The sequence below is a fragment of the Selenomonas sp. KH1T6 genome (assembly GCF_900108415.1).
In the GTDB taxonomy this organism is placed as follows: Bacteria; Bacillota; Negativicutes; order Selenomonadales; family Selenomonadaceae; genus Selenomonas_B; species Selenomonas_B ruminantium_A.
Map to the genome: position 1 here is coordinate 47,329 of NZ_FNWN01000001.1, position 17,558 is coordinate 64,886.

15 protein-coding genes and 1 riboswitch are annotated in these 17,558 nt (G+C 54.2%); of the genes, 13 read left to right on the forward strand and 2 right to left on the reverse strand.

What is annotated here, in order from left to right; translation table 11 throughout:
- Together fmt and BLW59_RS00280 are read left to right on the forward strand one after the other, a co-directional pair.
- Nucleotides 1-951: a methionyl-tRNA formyltransferase gene (fmt, locus tag BLW59_RS00275; RefSeq protein WP_074695240.1), complete on the forward strand. Its 951-nt coding sequence runs from the start codon at nt 1-3 to the stop codon at nt 949-951.
- Nucleotides 952-977: 26 nt separating this feature from the next.
- Nucleotides 978-1,775: a DUF116 domain-containing protein gene (locus BLW59_RS00280; protein WP_074695242.1), complete on the forward strand. Its 798-nt coding sequence runs from the start codon at nt 978-980 to the stop codon at nt 1,773-1,775.
- 143 nt (nt 1,776-1,918) lie between these two features.
- Here BLW59_RS00280 and BLW59_RS00285 read toward each other — a convergent pair whose 3' ends face one another.
- Together BLW59_RS00285 and BLW59_RS00290 are read right to left on the reverse strand one after the other, a co-directional pair.
- Entirely contained in the window at nt 1,919-2,698 is a 780-nt protein-coding gene (locus BLW59_RS00285; RefSeq protein WP_074695244.1) for a tRNA 2-thiocytidine biosynthesis TtcA family protein, read from the reverse strand.
- Between the two features lie 27 nt (nt 2,699-2,725).
- The gene (locus BLW59_RS00290; RefSeq protein WP_029543906.1) at nt 2,726-4,492 is read right to left on the reverse strand and encodes an Rqc2 family fibronectin-binding protein; all 1,767 of its coding nucleotides are present in this window, start codon (nt 4,490-4,492) and stop codon (nt 2,726-2,728) included.
- Nucleotides 4,493-4,669: 177 nt separating this feature from the next.
- On the opposite strand from BLW59_RS00290, the gene dapF reads away from it, so the two are divergent.
- The 11 genes from dapF (at nt 4,670) to BLW59_RS00345 (ending at nt 17,446) form a co-directional block, all read left to right on the forward strand.
- Nucleotides 4,670-5,506: a diaminopimelate epimerase gene (gene dapF / locus BLW59_RS00295; RefSeq protein ID WP_029543907.1), complete on the forward strand. Its 837-nt coding sequence runs from the start codon at nt 4,670-4,672 to the stop codon at nt 5,504-5,506.
- A gap of 28 nt (nt 5,507-5,534) precedes the next feature.
- Nucleotides 5,535-5,798: an extracellular matrix/biofilm regulator RemA gene (remA, locus tag BLW59_RS00300; protein WP_029543909.1), complete on the forward strand. Its 264-nt coding sequence runs from the start codon at nt 5,535-5,537 to the stop codon at nt 5,796-5,798.
- A gap of 29 nt (nt 5,799-5,827) precedes the next feature.
- Nucleotides 5,828-6,421 carry a guanylate kinase gene (gene gmk / locus BLW59_RS00305; protein ID WP_074695246.1) on the forward strand — a complete coding sequence of 198 codons (594 nt, stop codon included), beginning with the start codon at nt 5,828-5,830 and terminating at the stop codon, nt 6,419-6,421.
- 25 nt (nt 6,422-6,446) lie between these two features.
- Entirely contained in the window at nt 6,447-6,683 is a 237-nt protein-coding gene (gene rpoZ, locus BLW59_RS00310) for a DNA-directed RNA polymerase subunit omega (RefSeq protein ID WP_029543912.1), read from the forward strand.
- A gap of 4 nt (nt 6,684-6,687) precedes the next feature.
- Nucleotides 6,688-7,926, forward strand: coding sequence for a bifunctional phosphopantothenoylcysteine decarboxylase/phosphopantothenate--cysteine ligase CoaBC (gene coaBC, locus BLW59_RS00315; RefSeq protein WP_074695524.1), 1,239 nt, complete (start codon nt 6,688-6,690; stop codon nt 7,924-7,926).
- 74 nt (nt 7,927-8,000) lie between these two features.
- Nucleotides 8,001-8,105, forward strand: a riboswitch (SAM riboswitch).
- A 100-nt stretch (nt 8,106-8,205) separates the two neighbouring features.
- Nucleotides 8,206-9,396: a methionine adenosyltransferase gene (gene metK, locus BLW59_RS00320; RefSeq protein WP_029543915.1), complete on the forward strand. Its 1,191-nt coding sequence runs from the start codon at nt 8,206-8,208 to the stop codon at nt 9,394-9,396.
- A 230-nt stretch (nt 9,397-9,626) separates the two neighbouring features.
- Complete coding sequence (gene alaS / locus BLW59_RS00325) at nt 9,627-12,251, forward strand: alanine--tRNA ligase (RefSeq protein WP_175463327.1); 2,625 nt, start codon at nt 9,627-9,629, stop codon at nt 12,249-12,251.
- Nucleotides 12,252-12,290: 39 nt separating this feature from the next.
- Nucleotides 12,291-13,376, forward strand: a complete 1,086-nt coding sequence (locus BLW59_RS00330; RefSeq protein WP_051650307.1) for an HlyD family secretion protein — start codon at nt 12,291-12,293, stop codon at nt 13,374-13,376.
- A 31-nt stretch (nt 13,377-13,407) separates the two neighbouring features.
- Nucleotides 13,408-13,767, forward strand: a complete 360-nt coding sequence (locus BLW59_RS00335) for a VOC family protein (protein ID WP_029543920.1) — start codon at nt 13,408-13,410, stop codon at nt 13,765-13,767.
- Between the two features lie 168 nt (nt 13,768-13,935).
- Nucleotides 13,936-16,428 carry a U32 family peptidase gene (locus tag BLW59_RS00340; RefSeq protein WP_029543922.1) on the forward strand — a complete coding sequence of 831 codons (2,493 nt, stop codon included), beginning with the start codon at nt 13,936-13,938 and terminating at the stop codon, nt 16,426-16,428.
- 142 nt (nt 16,429-16,570) lie between these two features.
- Nucleotides 16,571-17,446 (forward strand): transporter substrate-binding domain-containing protein, encoded by an 876-nt coding sequence (locus BLW59_RS00345; protein ID WP_029543923.1) that lies wholly within the window; start codon nt 16,571-16,573, stop codon nt 17,444-17,446.
- The last annotated feature ends 112 nt before the right edge of the window (nt 17,447-17,558 follow it).

The following is a 17,558-nucleotide window of genomic DNA, read 5'->3' on the forward strand; positions in this document are numbered from 1 at the left end:
ATGGAGAAACTCCGGGTAGTTTTTATGGGCACGCCGGAATTTGCCGTGCCCTGCCTTGCAGCTCTCCAGGCAGACGAGCACTGCGAGGTAATCGGTGTTTACACTCAGCCGGACAAGCCCAGAGGCAGGGGGCAGAAGCTCCTGCCTTCACCAGTCAAGGCCTGGGCAGAGGAACATGGCCTGCCTGTCTATCAGCCTGTCAAGATCAAGACAGCAGAAGCGACCGCAGAGCTTAAAGGCTTGAGCCCCGACCTGGTGGTGGTGGTGGCCTTTGGCCAGATCCTTTCCCAGGAAATACTGGATATTCCCCCGCATGGCTGCATCAATGTCCACGGCTCCCTGCTGCCCCGCTATCGTGGCGCCGCTCCCATGCAGTGGTGTGTCATCAACGGCGAGAAGAAGACTGGCATCACCACCATGATGATGGATGCCGGTCTTGATACCGGGGACATGCTGCTGAAGGAGGAGCTTCCCATCGGTCCGGACATGACGTTGGAAGAAGTTCATGACAGTCTGATGGAGATGGGGGCACAGGTCCTCATGAAGACCATCGGGGAACTGCGTGCCGGCACGCTGAAGCGGGTGCCCCAGGAGGGTGAGTCCAATTATGCTCCCATGCTGACCAAGGAAACGGGGCATATCGACTGGCAGAAAAGCGCCCAGTCAATCCACAATCTGGTGCGGGGACTGAACTCCTGGCCCGGGGCCTATACCGGCCATGAGGGGCAGAAGTTCAAGATCTGGCGCACTGTACTGACAGGGGAGGCTGCTCCCGCTGGCACAGCTGCAGGCGCAATTCTCGCAGCAGACAGTAGCCAGGGACTGAAGGTTGCAGCAGGTGACGGGCAGGTGCTGGCCATCACTGAGCTGCAGGCTCCTGGCAAGAAGATAATGCAGGCGCAGGATTACCTGCGCGGCAACAGCCTGGCAGCAGGAAGCTGCTTCGCCTGAGGCTTGGAAGATTCTTCGGAGGAATTATGGCAAATCAGATCCTTGAAGAAAACAAAACAGCTCCTTTCCTGCAGACCAGGGCCAAGAAACGCCTTTTTGTAGGCTTTCTGCTGTTGGCCATACTATTTTGTACAGGTTTGTTGGCTATTTGCTGGTACATAGCCTCGCCGGGGCTGTCCCAGATTTGGGAACCTTTGCCTGCTTTGGTGGGAGGTCTTTTTGCCCTGGTCATGCTGCTGGGACTCTGGGGAGTAGCTACCATTGTCTTTGCGGTGCTGGGGCTTCCTTATCTGCCTCTTTTCAAGAGGCAGACTTACAGCCTGATCAACCTGCTCTTTCCCCTGGCTGTACGGATTGGCAGCTTGTTCGGCATCAGCAAGAGGCAGCTGGAGGGGTCCTTCATCACTGTCAGCAACCTCATGTTTGACCGCATGAATATCAAGGTCCCTGCAGAGCGTTTGCTGGTGATAACCCCGCATTGCCTGCAGCTTGCTACCTGCCCTCACAAGATAACCCGCGACCCCCATAATTGCAAACGCTGCGGCGGCTGCGATATTGGCTCTCTGGTGACTCTTTCCGAGGAAATGGGGTTCCATTTCTTTGTGGCTACGGGGGGGACCCTGGCCCGTCAGGTGGTGAAGGAAAAACGTCCCAAGGCGGTGCTGGCCATTGCCTGCGAGCGCGACCTCATGAGCGGCATACAGGATGTCTATCCCCTGCCGGCAGTAGGGGTGCTTAATATCCGTCCCAACGGGCCCTGCTATAATACCCATGTGGATATTGAAGAAGTGCGGCGGGAACTGGAGAAGCTGATAGAAAAATAAATACAGGCATAAAACTTCGTGCGAAACGGTGTTTCGCATCCCTAAAGGGACTAACTTCGTGTCGCTACGCCCTTACACGAAATCTAAGTTCATAGTAAAATAATCGGACAGGAGCGAGCTTCCTGTCCGATTATTTTTGCTTGTCATTTGCCCATGTAGCTGAAGTAAATGTCCCGCATCTCATCTCTGGTCTTGCTGGCGGGCCAAAGCTCGCCCAAAGCTCCCTTGCGCATGCCGGAGGCAAGATGGTCGTAGAGATCGGGGATATCCGGCTCCAATCGCTGTATGAGCTCCTTTACCTCCTGCCGGATGGTGTGGCCATCGTGGGGGCAGGGGGAGGGGACGGGGGTGAAGCCATGATACTGTATGGCTTCCTTTATTTCTTCTTCCCTGAAGTACACCAGTGGACGTATGACGGTGAGCTCTGTGCGGTCCAGGTATGTGCAGGGGGTGAAGGTGTGGAGCTGGCCTGAGTAGAGCAGGCTCATGAGGAAGGTTTCCACCGCGTCATCATGGTGATGGGCGTAGGCGATCTTGTTCAGCCCGTGTTCCACGGCATAGCGGTTCATGGCCCCACGGCGGAAGAAGGCGCAGGTGAAGCAGGGCTGCTTGTCGGCCTGGGCCTTGATGGCTCCTGCAATATCCACGTCTACTGTATCGTAAGGAATCTCCAGGCTTTCGCAATAAGCCCTGATGCGTTCCGTATCAAAGTCCGAGGTGAACATAGGGTTGATGGTCAGGGCTGAGAGGCTGAAATTCTTTTTCAATCTCTGTCGCATGATAGCCAGGGCATAGACCAGAAAGATGCTGTCCTTGCCGCCGGAAACTCCTATGAGGATTTTGTCGCCTTCCTGGATCATGTCAAATTCTACAATGGCCCGCATAAGCTTGCTGAAATACAATTGGGGCAGGTTAATTTTCATTTTGGCTGTACCTTTCTACACTTTTAATTAGAGGGCTGCCGGGTCCTGGGCCAGAATGGGGGCCAGCTTCTCTTCATCGGGAGTGATGTAGAGCGTGCTTTGCTCCGTGAAGATGACAAAGCCGGGCTTGGCGCCGGAAGGCTTCTTCACCCGTCGCACTTCCACGTAGTCCACAGGCACGGTGGAGGAGCCTCTGGCCTTGCTGAAATGCACCGCCAGGCCTGCGGCCAGGAGCAGGTTTTCCTCCGAGGGCTCCTCGCCGCCGCAGCGCAGTATGACATGGGAACCGGGGATATCTTTGGTATGGAGCCAAAGGTCATTGTGGTTGGCTGTCTTGAAGGTCAGCTTGTCATTCTGGTAGTTGTTCTTGCCCACCAGGATGATGGTGCCGTCGGGCGCCGTGAAGCGGAAGGGCTGGGCGGGCTTGTCGTTGTTTTTCTTCTTCAGCTTTTCACGAAGATAGCCGCCAGACACCAGCTCGTTGTGAATCTCGCTGATTTCAGCGAGACTGGAGGAGGCCAGCAGGGAGGCTTCGATGCTTTCAAGATATTCGATATTCATCTCACAGTCCTGCCGCTGTCCCAGAAGCATTTCCTTGCCGCGCTTCAGTTTGTCGTATTTCTTGTAGCAGGCCTGCATATTTTCCACCAAGGTAAAACGCTGGTCCAAGGGAATGGTGATAGTTTCGCCTGTTTCGCTGTAGATGTCATTGACCGTGATCTCTGCATCTACCCTGTCCTGGAACTGGTACTGGTAGGTCTGCAGATTGTCGCCGCGCCTTCTGTAGAGTTCGGCATTCTCAGCTTCCTCGATTTCTGCATCCAGCTTCACCAGCTTGTTCTCCGCCTTGTGGAGCTCGTTTTTCACCAGCTTCTGGAATCTGTCCTTATCCGGCAGCACATAACTGCCATAAAGCAGGTCGGCTTTTTCCAATAATTCGCTGAGGGTGTCAAAGCTCACGGCCTTTGCTTCCGGCAAATAGTGCAGGGGGAAAGCGGCCATGGCCAGGATTTTCTTGTTCTCGTCCATGAGGATGGCGGCATGGTGCTTTTCTGCCCTGGCAAGCTCCAGCAGTTCAGCTATGCCCTGCCCCACAGCCTGATAGTCCACTTCTTCAAGTGCTGAGAGCCGGATGCTGGGGGCAAGACCTGCCGAGAAGCAGACCTCCTTGGCAGACACGGGACCAAAGCCCATGCAGACAGCCAGCAGGGCCTTATCCAGGCGGCTGTCTGCAGGCTGGGATTTCACAGCGGCCATGATTTCCTCAAGGGGGAGGGCAAAGGGGTCAAGCTTGTCCTGTCCCGGGGGCAGTTCATAAGCATCACCGGGGAGTACAGTGCGCACCCGGCTGCTGTTGTTGCCTATTTTTCGCAGGGCATCTATGATGATGCCGTCCTGTATGAGAATGATGTTGCTGTATTTGCCCATCAGCTCCAAAACCAGCGTTTTGGTGACAATCCTGCCGCCCCCTGCCAAAAAGTCGATGTCTATCAGGAACAGGCGGTCGAGGCCGTGCTGCCTGATGGAAACAATGCGGCCTGTTTCCAGGTGCTTCCTGAGCAGCATGCAGAACACCGGCGGCTCAGGTGGATTCTCCAAAGGTTTTTCCAGAATATGGGCCGAGGGATTCTGGGGTGCGATGGAAATATGCAGCAGGTGGTTTTGTCCCGGCTGACGAATGGAAAGGGTGATGGATTGTTTGTTGGGCTGGGTGATTTTATCAATCCGCCCGCCTGCCAGCATGGTATCAAGCTCGCTGGCCAGGGGGCGCATGGAAAAGCCGTCAAGACTCATGTTCTTCCTCGTTCTTTCTATGTATGTCGGCAAAAATATCTTTAATGTAACGTCAATTATAACATTTTACGGTCAAAACGGTCAATTTTATCCCGGGCAGGGTTGCGGATAGAAGCTAAAACAAGTACAATAAATTAAATAAACATCTTGCGAAAAGGAGGAAATCTCCCTATGAAGTTGAATTTCACCAAATGGCAGGGCTGTGGCAATGACTTTGTGTTGATAGACTGCCTGGAAAGCCCTTTGGAGCGTGACTATGCTTCCCTGGGAAAAGAGCTCTGTGACCGCCATTACGGTATCGGCGCAGACGGCATTTTGGTGGTGGAGCCTTCTGAGACAGCTGATTTCCGTATGCGCATCATCAATGCGGACGGCAGCGAGGCAGAGATGTGTGGCAATGGCATCAGATGCTTTGCCCGTTATCTCTACGATTTTGGCCGGACAGAAAAGACGGAGTTCACGGTGGAGACTGGAGCGGGTGTGCTGGTACCCAGCCTGCGCCTTGAGAACGGCAAAGTCACCGGGGTAAGGGTTGATATGGGTGAGCCAGTCCTTGCAGGTGATGATATTCCCGTCAAGGGCTTTGGCAGGGACAAGGTCGTAAACGAAAAACTGACCGTACAGGGGCAGGATTACAAGATGACCTGTGTCTCCATGGGCAATCCCCACTGCGTGATTTTCGTGGAGGATGCGGAGAACTTTCCCATTGAGGAGCTGGGCTCCCTTTTTGAACACCATGAGGCTTTCCCCCGCAAGACCAATACGGAGTTTGTCACTGTCCGGGACAGGAGCCATCTGCGCATGAGAGTATGGGAACGTGGTGCATCGGTGACTCTGGCCTGCGGTACGGGGTCCTGTGCAACTCTGGTGGCAGGCGTGCTGACAGGACGCACTGAACGGGCCGCGGAAATAGAGCTTGACGGTGGCTGCCTGATGGTGGAATGGGCAGATAACAATCACGTATTCATGACGGGGCCGGCAGAGCTGGTCTTTGCAGGCAGTCTGGAGGCATGAAGCGCCGTCGGTTGAAGGAGGTCAGGGTATGGACATAAAACTGATCAATATAGGCTTCGGCAACATTGTGGCAGCGGGCCGCATCATAGCTGTGGTCAGCCCTGATTCGGCTCCCATCAAGCGCATCATACAGGAAGCCCGGGACAGCGAAAGACTGATTGATGCCAGCTATGGCAGAAGGACACGCTCGGTGGTTATCATGGACAGCGACCATGTGGTGCTGTCAGCTGTGCAGCCGGAAACTATTGCCCACCGCATGGCAGGCGATGCCAGCGATGAGGGGCAAGAGTGAAATTATCTAAGCAGAGGTAGAAGAATATTATGAAACAGGGATTATTGATTGTGGTATCAGGCCCCTCCGGCACGGGGAAGGGCACGGTCTGCGGGAAGCTCCTGGCTGAGACTCCCCAGCTGGCCTATTCCATTTCCGCCACCACCAGACAGCCCCGGGAGGGGGAGGTAGACGGGCAGAACTACTACTTCCTCACCAGGGAGCAGTTTGAGTCAGAGATTGCGGCAGGAGGCTTCCTTGAGTACGCTGATGTTTACGGTAACTACTACGGTACGCCCCTGAAAAAGCTGGAGGAAAGGCTTCAGGCGGGACAGGATATCCTGCTGGAAATAGACACTCAGGGAGCTTTGAATGTCATGAAGAGGTGTCCTGAGGGTATTTTCATCTTCCTGCTTCCTCCGTCCATGGCAGAGCTGGAGCGGAGAATCAAGGGACGCGGTTCTGAGACGCCGGAATCACTGGAACGCCGCCTGGGAGCAGCCCGGGAGGAAATTTCCGTGGGCAAGCAGTATACTTATGTGGTGGTAAATACCACAGTTAAAACAGCGGTGAAGCGCATACAGGCCATCATTGATGCAGAGCACAGCAAGGCAGAGCGCAATGAAGACCTGTTTGAGATTTGATTTTTTGATACGAGGTGCAAGTTTTATGAAAGCAAACAAAGAAGTGGTAATGAGCATGGTCAATCCGTCTACGGACGCTCTGATGAAGCGGGTCAAGAGCCGCTATGGCCTGGTGGTGCTCGGAGCCAAGCGCGCCCGCCAGCTGCTTGACGGTGAGGAACTCAAGGCCACCCAGGCCCGTTCCACCAAGAACGTGACTAATGCTCTGGAGGAAATCGTAGAGGGCAAGATCGGCTATAGCATTGACAAGACAGTGCTCTAAGATCATGGATACAAAGCTTTTGCAGGGCAAGAAAATCGTGGTGGGAGTCACCGGAGGCATCGCTGCCTACAAAGCAGTGGAAGTGGTAAGCCGTCTGAGAAAGGCCGGGGCTGAGGTTCATGTGATGATGACCCGTGAGGCCACGGAGTTTGTTACCGAACTCACCTTCCGGGAAATCAGCGGTCATCCCGTGGCTCAGGATATGTGGGCAAAAGTGCAGGAGTACAAGGTGGAGCACATTGCGCTGGCCACCCTGGCGGATTTGATGCTCATTGTTCCTGCCACTGCCAATGTATTGGCCAAGACAGCGACTGGCATTGCCGATGACCTGCTTACCTCAACTATTCTGGCAACCAAAGCCCCTTTGTTTTTTGCACCTGCCATGAATACGGGCATGTATGAGAATCCTGCCACTAAGGCTAATATTTCTGTGCTGAAGGACAGGGGAATACATATCATTGAGCCTGCTTCCGGCTATCTGGCCTGCGGTGTGGAGGGCAAGGGTCGTCTGCCCGAGCCTGCAGAAATCGTGCAGGAGGTGCTGGACTATTTCTCTGAGACCCAATCCTTGCAGGGAAAGAAAATTCTCGTCACTGCCGGGGGCACGGAAGAGGCTCTGGATCCTGTGCGCTTCCTGGGCAATCGTTCCACGGGGCGCATGGGCTATGCCATAGCAGAGGCAGCCGTCAGACGAGGGGCAGAGGTGGTATTGGTATCCGGCCCAACAAGCATTCCTGTACCTGCCGGTGTACGCGCCATCAAGGTGCGTTCTGCCAGGGAAATGGAGCAGGCTGTGCTGTCAGAGTACGACAGTGTTGATGCCGTGATCAAATCTGCAGCTGTGGCGGACTATCGTCCCAAGGAAATTTCTTCCCAGAAAATTAAGAAGAGCGATGGGGAGCTAACCCTCACTTTGGTGCGTAATCCTGATATCCTCTATGAGCTGGGACAGCGCAAGAAAAATCAGGTCTTGGTGGGGTTTGCTGCTGAGACCAACGATTTGGAGACTTATGCCAGGAAGAAGCTTGAGAAGAAGAATCTTGACTTCATCGTGGCCAATGATGTTTCTGCCAAAGATGCAGGTTTTGGCACGGACACCAACAGGGTGCAGATTTTCTACCGTGACGGCAGGGAAGAAAGCCAGCCTTTGATGTCCAAAGCGAAACTGGCGGGACTGATTCTTGACAGGTTGAGGGGATATTGGGACGAAATGTCTGAGGGGATAGAATTATTCCCGAAATGATAGTTTCCTTTCCTGCTTGACAACTGTCTGAAAATAGTTTATGATTTTATCCATAAGTTATTGAACTGAATATTTCCTCATCAAGAGCGACGGAGGGAAAGGCCCGATGAAGTCGCGGCAACCATTGGAGTTTTCCAAAACGGTGCCAATTCCTTTAGGCATGACCTAGAAGATGAGAGTACGCATAAAAGGGCTCTCATGTAAGGGAGCCCTTTTCTTATTGCCCTTTCGTAAAAGTCGGGGATTTATTCAGTGCTCATTTGCAAAGGAGGCAAAATTATGAGCAAGAAACGCATGCTGTTCACTTCCGAGTCAGTTACCGAAGGACATCCCGACAAAATGGCTGACCAGATTTCCGATGCCATCCTTGATGCCATCATTGCTCAGGACCCTCAGGGCCGCGTAGCCTGTGAGACACTGGTGACCACGGGTCAGGTGCACGTGGTGGGCGAGATTTCCACCAGCTGTTATGTGGATATTCCCAAGATTATCCGCAATACCGTGCAGGATATCGGCTACACCCGTGCCAAGTACGGTTTTGATTATGCAACCTGCGGCATCCTGGTTTCTCTGGATGAGCAGTCCCCTGATATCGCTCAGGGTGTGAACACGGCCTTGGAGGCCCGCGAGGGTGAGATGTCCGTGGAGGAGGCAACCGGTGCCGGTGACCAGGGCATGATGTTTGGTTATGCCACCAACGAGACCCCTGAGTTCATGCCTCTGCCTATCGCACTGGCTCACCGTCTGGCCCGTCGCCTCACCGAGGTACGCAAGAACGGCACTCTGCCGTACCTCCGTCCGGACGGTAAGACCCAGGTGACGGTGGCCTACGAAGATGGCAAGCCAGTAGCCGTGGAGACCATTGTCATTTCCACTCAGCACGATGAAGAGGTTACGCTGGAACAGATCAGGAAGGACCTTATCGAGCAGGTTATCAAGCCTGTGGTGCCTGCAGAACTCCTGAAGGATGATACCCGTATCTTCGTGAATCCCACTGGCAAATTCGTCATCGGCGGCCCTCAGGGAGACTCCGGCCTCACAGGCCGCAAGATTATCGTGGACACCTACGGCGGCTGGGCACGCCATGGCGGCGGAGCTTTCTCCGGCAAGGATCCCACGAAGGTGGACCGCAGTGCTGCCTACGCTGCCCGCTATGTGGCCAAGAACATCGTGGCTGCTGGGCTGGCTGACAAGTGCGAGATCCAGCTGGCTTACGCCATCGGCGTGGCTCGTCCCGTGTCCGTCATGGTGGACACCTTCGGCACCAACAAGGTGGCAGAGGAGAAGATTGAGGAACTGGTAGGGAAGCACTTCGACCTGCGTCCTGCAGGCATCATCAAGATGCTGGACCTTCGCCGTCCCATCTATCGTCAGACTGCTGCGTATGGCCACTTTGGGCGCACCGATGTGGAACTTCCTTGGGAGCAGACTGATAAGGCAGAACTCCTGAAAAAAGAAGCAGGACTTTGATGATGGCTGCCCGTAGTTCAGGGCAGGCCACAAGCAAAAGATGAAGCTATGGACAGGCTGTAAAGGATGGTACAGATTCTTTTATAGCCTGTTTTTGTTTGCCATCATTTTTTTGTATGAATTGGACAGATTTAAGGATAGATGGTATACTAATTAACTAGCGATTAACAGGCTTAAATGCTCTGCATAGCACATAAATCCTTATATGGGGGTAGATTTGTTTGAAGTACATGAGTGGCAATGAACTGCGTGAGGCTTATCTGCAGTTCTTTTCTGAGAAAAAAGGCCATCTGCGCCTGCCCAGTTTTTCCCTGATTCCGCAGGATGATCCCACCCTGCTCCTGATTGGTGCCGGTATGGCGCCTCTGAAGCCCTTCTTCACGGGCAAGATGAAGCCACCCCGCACCCGGGTGACCACCTGCCAGCGCTGCGTGCGTACCGGCGATATCGAGAACGTGGGCCGCACGGCGCGTCATCAGACTTATTTTGAGATGCTGGGCAACTTCTCCTTTGGTGATTACTTCAAGGGTGAGGCTATTCCCTGGGCCTGGGAGTTCCTGACGGAAGTGGTGGAACTGCCCAAGGAGAAGCTCTGGGTGACTGTCTACCCCGATGACGATGAGGCCATCGAAATCTGGAAGTCCCAGCCGGGCTTCCCCCAGGATCACATCGTGAAGATGGAGGACAACTTCTGGGAAATCGGCCCCGGTCCCTGCGGCCCGGACTCCGAGATCTACATCGACCTGGGCGAGGAGCGCGGCTGCGGCGAGCCTACCTGTGCTGTAGGCTGCGACTGCGACCGTTACCTTGAAATCTGGAACCTGGTGTTCACCCAGTACGACCGCACCGAGGACGGGGAGTACAAGCCCCTGGCCCATAAGAACATCGATACGGGCTGCGGTCTGGAGCGTCTGGCTTCCGTGGTGCAGAACAAGAAGACCAACTTCGAGACTGACCTGTTGTTCCCCATCATTGAGTACGCCTCCAAGGTTTCCGGCGTGAAGTACGGCGAAGATGAGGCCAAGGACGTTTCCCTGAAAGTCATTGCCGACCATGCCCGCTCCATGGCTATCATGATCATGGATGGCATCCTGCCTTCCAATGAAGGTCGTGGCTATGTGCTGCGCCGCATCCTGCGCCGCGCCATCCGTCATGGCCGCATGCTGGGTATCAAGGACAAGTTCCTGGAAGGTGCTGTGCAGGCCGTGGTGGACATTTACGGTGTGGCCAGCGACTTTGGCGAACTGGTGGCCAAGCAGGACTACATCAAGAAGGTCATCAGCCTGGAGGAGGACCGCTTTGCAGCCACTCTGGCGCAGGGCATGGCGCTTCTCACTGAGGAGATCGAGAAGGTCAAGGCTGATAAGAAGGAGGAGCTGGCCGGCGAGGTCGGTTTCCGTCTTTATGATACCTACGGCTTCCCCTGGGAGCTTACGGAGGAGATTCTCCATGAGCAGGGCTTGAAGCTGGATAAGGATGGCTTTGACAAGGCCATGGAGGAGCAGCGCACCCGTGCCCGCAATGCCCGGGCCGAGAACCAGCGTGTGGCTGTGCCCGACCTTTCCAAGCTGGATACAAGCAAGCTCTTGGTGGATGAAACTGCCACTGAAGGCAAGGTGGTGGCCATCTGGAAGGACGGCGTGCTGGTGGACGAGCTCCAGGACGGCGAAGAGGCAGGCATCATCCTGGACAAGACTCCCTTCTACGCTGAAGGCGGCGGACAGGTGGGCGACGAAGGCCTGCTGATTTCCGAGTTTGGCCGTGTCCGGGCTGAGAATGCCAAGAAGCTGCCAGACGGCACTGTCTACCATGAGGCCTATGTAGAGGAAGGCCAGCTGAAGGTGGGCGAGACGGTGAAGATCCAGGTGGATCAGGCCAAGAAGCTTTCCTCTGCCCGCAACCATACTGCTACCCATCTGCTGCAGGCAGCTTTGAAGAAGGTAGTGGGCGACCAGGTCAATCAGGCAGGTTCTTCCGTAACTCCTGACCGCCTGCGCTTCGACTTCACCAACTTCGAGCCTGTCAGTGCCCAGCAGCTCTCCGATGTGGAGGAACTGGTGAATAGCGAGATCCTCAAGGGCCAGGATGTGGAGATTTCCCACATGAGCCTTGACGAGGCCAAGGAAGCCGGCGCCATGGCCCTCTTTGGCGAGAAGTACGGCGATGTGGTGCGCGTGGTGAAGGTGCCTGAGTTCTCCATGGAACTCTGCGGCGGTTCCCATGTGAAGAATGTGGGCCAGATCGGCATGTTCAAGATCATCAGCGAGACGGGTGTGGCTTCCGGCGTGCGCCGTATCGAGGCCATCACCGGCAAGGCTGCCCTTGACTATGCCAACGGCAAGATGGCAACCCTCACCGAGGTAGCTGCCAAGCTGAAGACCAGCGAGACCGAGCTTTCTGCTCAGGTGGACAAGCTGCTTGCTGAGCAGAAGCAGATGCAGGCAGAGCTTGACAAGGTGGCTGAGATGCGCGAGAAGGCTGCAGCCCAGAAGCTCTTTGCCGGCCTCAGGGAGATCGGCCAGGTCAACTTCATGTCCGGTGTGGCCAAAGCTGCCAATATGGACGAGCTGCGCAATGTGGCTGACCTTGCCTGCACCAAGGTGGAGCGTGCCGTGGTGGTGCTGGCCTGCGTGAATGATGACAAGGTCAACCTGGTGGTCAAGGCTTCCAAGGAAGCTGTGGCGCAGGGCGTCCATGCCGGCAAGATCATCAAGGAAGCTGCCAAGGTCATCGGCGGCGGCGGCGGCGGCCGTCCCGACATGGCCCAGGCTGGCGGCAAGGATCCGGAATCCCTGCCCAAGGCCTTTGTGAAAGCAGCTGAAATAGTAAGAGCTCAGTTGGGTGTCAACGAATAACATCAGGCAAGTCCTCCCCTCGGGGAGGGCTTTTTGCCCATGGGGGAAGCATCAGTGGCAGAAGAAAAATTGATTGAAAAAAACTCATCAGAAGAAGACATTACAGAAAAAGTTCAATACCTGTTGAAATACGGCGTTCTGGGACTTATCCTGGTGGCGTTGCTATGTGCCGGAGTCATGTACTATCTGCACAGTGGCAGGTCTGCCATGACTGTCTATGATGCCAAGGTTGAAAGCCAGCTGGTGGGGGTAAAGTCTAAGGCGGCGGGCAAGGTGACGGAAATACTGGTGGAAGATGGAGCCCATGTGGAAGCCGGACAGGTCATTGCCAGAGTGGCGGTGAACGTCACTGAGGAAGATATCAGGCAGCTGGAGCAGACAGTAGAGCTGTCAGAGAAAAACCTGGAGCAGCTGAAGCAGGGGCAGACCGTTACTGTACCCACCTATGACAGCGGCGGCGGCTACAATCCCGCTGCCCAGCAGAACCTGGCCAGCGCCGCTGCCCGCATGCAGCGTATGAACGAGCTCTTTGAGATGGGAGCTATCAGTGCTATGAAGCGCGATGAGGCGGCAGCTGAATACGCTGCGGCTCAGGCAGCAGCCTCACAGAGCGCAGCACCGACTCCCAGCTATCGCACTATGACCCAGCCTACGGACCCTAAGATCATTGAGCAGGCAGAACTGCAGCTCAAGCAGGCTCAGGCGGCTCTCAATAATGCAAAGCAGGATTCACAGGCCACGGAGATTGTGGCGCCGGTGGCAGGGACACTTTACTACACGGATATCAAAGAAGACAGCGAGGTAAAAGCAGGCCAGACTATTGTCCGAATTGGTGATGCTGGCAGTATCTGGCTGGAGGCCAGGCTTACTCCGGAGCAATTGGAAAGGGTCCGCCTGGGCCAGTTTGCCAGTTATGAGGTAGAAGGCCACGAACTTTCCGGCACTGTGCAGGAAATACAGGAGACTGGGGAGGAAAAAGAGGAGGCTGCCCAGAATACGGAACCCAAAGAGGCTGATGGCAGCGAAGATGACAGACGGGTAGTGAAAATTTCCATACCCTCAGACCTGTCCTTCAACCTCAGGCCGGGCACCAAGGCTGCTGTGAAGTTTGCTTTGGATTCATAAATTGTAGGTGTAAAACAGGAGGCTGGCGAAGATGTTCAGATTTGCACACAATAACCTTAACGTGCTGGATTTGGAGCGCAGCATGAAGTTCTATGAGGAAGCCCTTGGGCTGAAGGAAGTCCGTCGTCTGGAAGGAGATGGCTTTATCCTGGTTTATCTGGGAGACGAGCACAAGAGCCACCACCTGCTGGAGCTTACCTGGCTGAAAGACCGTACTGAGCCTTACAATCTGGGTGAAAATGAGTTCCATCTGGCCTTCACGACGGATGATTATGAAGCTGCTCATGCCAGGCACAAGGAAATGGGCTGCATTTGCTATGAAAATGAGGCCATGGGGATTTACTTCATTTCAGATCCTGATGGGTATTGGCTGGAAGTTTTGCCGGAATAATTTCAGGTGGGAATAATATGGGGCAGGTACGAAAAATGTACCTGCCCTTTGTAATTATGGGGAGTTTTGTGCTAGAATATCACTTATATGTATAGATTCAGGGAAGCTGCCCTTGGTCAAGAAAGCGCAGCTTTTGACATAGCCATTTATGAAAGTAGAGGAAAGCAAGTGGTTGAATTATTAGCGCCGGCAGGCAGCCGTGAAGCACTGGTGGCAGCCGTGGAAAGCGGTGCCAATGCCGTCTATCTGGCAGGCAATATGTTTGGAGCCAGGGCTTATGCCAGTAATTTTGATGAAGAGGGGCTGAAAGATGCTGTCCGTTTTGCTCATCTGCGTGGAGTGCTCATCAATGTGACCGTCAATACCATTGTAGGGGACGAGGAATTGCCTGCTCTGCGGGATTATCTGAGATTCCTGTATGAGGCAGGAGCAGACGCGGTGCTGGTGCAGGATTTGGGCGTGGCAAAAATCGCACGGGAGACGGTGCCTGAACTGCCCCTGCATGCCAGCACCCAGATGACAGTGCACAGCCTGGAAGGTGTATTGGCCTTGCAGGAGCTGGGGTTTACCCGGGTTGTGTTGTCCAGGGAGCTTTCCTTGAAGGAAATCCGCTATATATGCAGTCACTCACAGGTGGAAATAGAAGTATTCATGCACGGGGCTCTCTGCGTGTGCTATTCCGGCCAGTGCCTCATGAGCAGCATGATTGGCGGGCGCAGCGGCAATCGTGGCCGCTGTGCCCAGCCCTGCCGCCTGCCTTATGATCTGGTTGATGAGAACGGCAATGATGTTTTGGGCGACAAGGCAGGCAAGTATCTGCTGTCTCCCAGGGACATGAATACCATTGAAGTTCTCCCGGAACTGATTGAGGCCGGAGTGGCTTCCTTGAAGATAGAAGGCCGCATGAAGCGTCCCGAGTATGTGGCCACGGTGGTCAGCACCTATCGTGAAGCCATTGACCGTCACTATGCAGGTGAAGGCTATCTGGTGACCCAGCAGGAAAGGGATAACCTGGCGCAGATTTTCAACCGTGATTTCACTACCGCTTATCTGCTGGACCGTCCCGGCAAGGATATGATGAGCGACCGCCGTCCCAATAATCGTGGGCTCATGGTGGGGCGTGTGGAAAGCTATGACCGCCAGTCCGGCCAGGTGACAGTCAAGCTTGCCGGGCCTTTGGCCGTCGGTGACCAGGTGGATTTCTGGGTGAAGGTGGGAGGCAGGGTCACAGCCGACATCAAGGAACTTTGGTCAGATAGTGGCCAGGTTATTGCCAGGGGTGAAGCCGGGGATGTGGTGAGATTTGCCCTGTCAAAAGCAGTGCACGCTCATGACCGTCTCTTCAAGGTATATGATGCCGCCCTCATGGAGAAGGCCAAGGAAAGCTATAAAAGCGGCGCCCCCATACGCCGCATAGGCATCAAGGCAGAAGTCTTTGCCGCTGAGGGCAAGCCGCTTTCCATTGTCTTTACGGATGGAGAGGGCCATACGGCTTCTGCCGTCACAGAGTTCCTGGCAGAGCCTGCCTTGAAGCGGCCTTTGACCGAAGAAATTATCCGCAAGCAGGTTGACCGCCTGGGAACTTCTGTCTTTGCCTTGCAGGAACTTGTATGCCACATAGAGGGCGCTGTCATGGTGCCCATGAGCGAGATCAACGAAGCCCGCCGCAAAGCTGCAGAGGCGCTGGAGCAGCAGCGCCTGGCAGAGCTGCCTCCTTACAATTACCCGCCCCTGGACGGCAAGGAAAGCTGGCCTGCCTGTGAACAACGTGGCAATCTTCGCCAGTCCCGTCTGATGGTCAGCGTGGATTCTTTGGCACAGATGGAAGCGGCTATTGAAGGGGGGGCGGATGGCATCCTTTTTGGTGGAGAAAGCTACCACCACAGCCATCTGAGTGATGAGGTCTACAGAAAAGCCTGGGATTTGGCAAGAAAAGCGGGGGTTCGCTTTGACATCAACACTCCCAGGATACTCAAGATGAATGCCCAAAAATCTGTGGAAAACCTCCTCAACAGCTGCAAGGAATTCCCCCCTGATGCTGTCCATGTGCATAATATAGGTACCCTGTCCTTGGTGAGGAAGATGACAGATTTCCCCATCCATGCTGATTACTCTCTTATTTCCTATAACAAGATAGCCCTTTCCGCCTTGCAGGGGCTGGGCGTGGTGGAAGCTACCCTGTCACCGGAGCTTAATGAGGGGCAGATGAAGAAGCTGGCCAAAGAAAGCGCCATACCGCTGGCTGCTATTGTGCATGGCAGGCTGGAACTGATGGTTTCCGAGTACTGCGTGACAGGCAGCTTCCTGGGCGGTGCAGGCAAAAAGCCTTGCAGCCAGCCTTGCACCAAGGGAAGGTACTTCCTGAAGGACCGCAAGGAAGCCCTGTTCCCGCTGGTGATGGATCAGTACTGCCACATGCATGTACTGAACAGCAAGACTTTGTCCATGCTGCCCCATGCCATGAAATTCCTGCCTGCAGGCCTTGTCACCCTGCGCATTGAGGGCAAGTACCTGGCGCCGCAGGAGCTGAAGAATATCACCCGGGCTTACAAGAAGGTCATGGGCATGCCCGAAGACCTGGATGAAGCACAGCAGGCTTATATTGAGCAGCAGGAGGGAAAGGATATAACCAGAGGACATTATTTCCGTGGTGTCCTGTAATATCTAATGATGAGCTCTCGTCTTTGACGGGAGCTTTTTTGTGCATTGCAGGAAAATCCATAAACATGGAGAAATAAACCAAGACAAAGAAATATACTATACAGGGATTGGTCTGGCTTTTTCAGGAAAGGATGTAAAAACCATGAATGTGAAGCTGAACATGAAAAAGGTTGTTTCCCTGCTTTTGGGATGTGCCTTGGCTGGAACCATGCTGGCAGGGTGCGGTCCTACTGATGATCCCCATAAGAGCTCCGGAGGCAAGCCTTTAAAGCTGGGCATGCTGACGAACATGAACATCAGTGAGCAGCAGCAGGCGGAGCTGATGAAGGAAGTAGGGCAAAGAGGTGGTTTCCCTGATAATATGGTGTATGACATAACTTACTATGACAATCTTAACTCCATGCAGATGGGGCTAGAATCCAGGAGCATTGATGAGATGAGCACCTATCAGTGTGTGTCGGACTATCTCCTGGCCAGGAATGACAAGTTTGCCCAGACTGATTTCAAGAAGGTGAAACTGGAAGATGGCTTCTGCTGTGCAGTGAGGGAAGAGGATAAAGAACTGCTGGAGGAAATGAACAAGGCTATCAGCACCATGAAGGATGACGGCACATTGGACAAGCTGGTCCAGGAATATATCAAGGATGTGAAGGCAGGCGAGGAACCACACGCTGTGGAACTGGAAAAGGCAGAGGGACGCCGCATTCTCAAGGTAGCAGTCACTGGCGACCTTCCTCCCATTGACCTGGTATTGGCAGATGGCAAGCCTGCAGGCTTTAATACGGCAGTGCTCTCAGAGGTGAGCAAGCGGTTGCAGAGAAATATAGAAATCGTACAGGTGGACAGCGGCGCAAGGGCAGCTGCTCTTTCTGGCAAGACTGTGGATGTAATCTTTTGGGCTGTGATTCCTGAGGATAAGTTCAATGTTCGTCCTAAGGATTTTGATCTTCCCAAAGGGGCAGCAACCACTGTGCCTTACTATAAGGATGAGATTGTCCACCTGGCAGTGAAGAAGTAAGAAGTTGTTATCAAAAGCACCGAACATTTTTGAGGATTTATATCGAGAATGTTCGGTGTTTTGTTTGTTGCAGCAATCATATGTAGGCAAACCGTCTATGCTTGGGAGGATG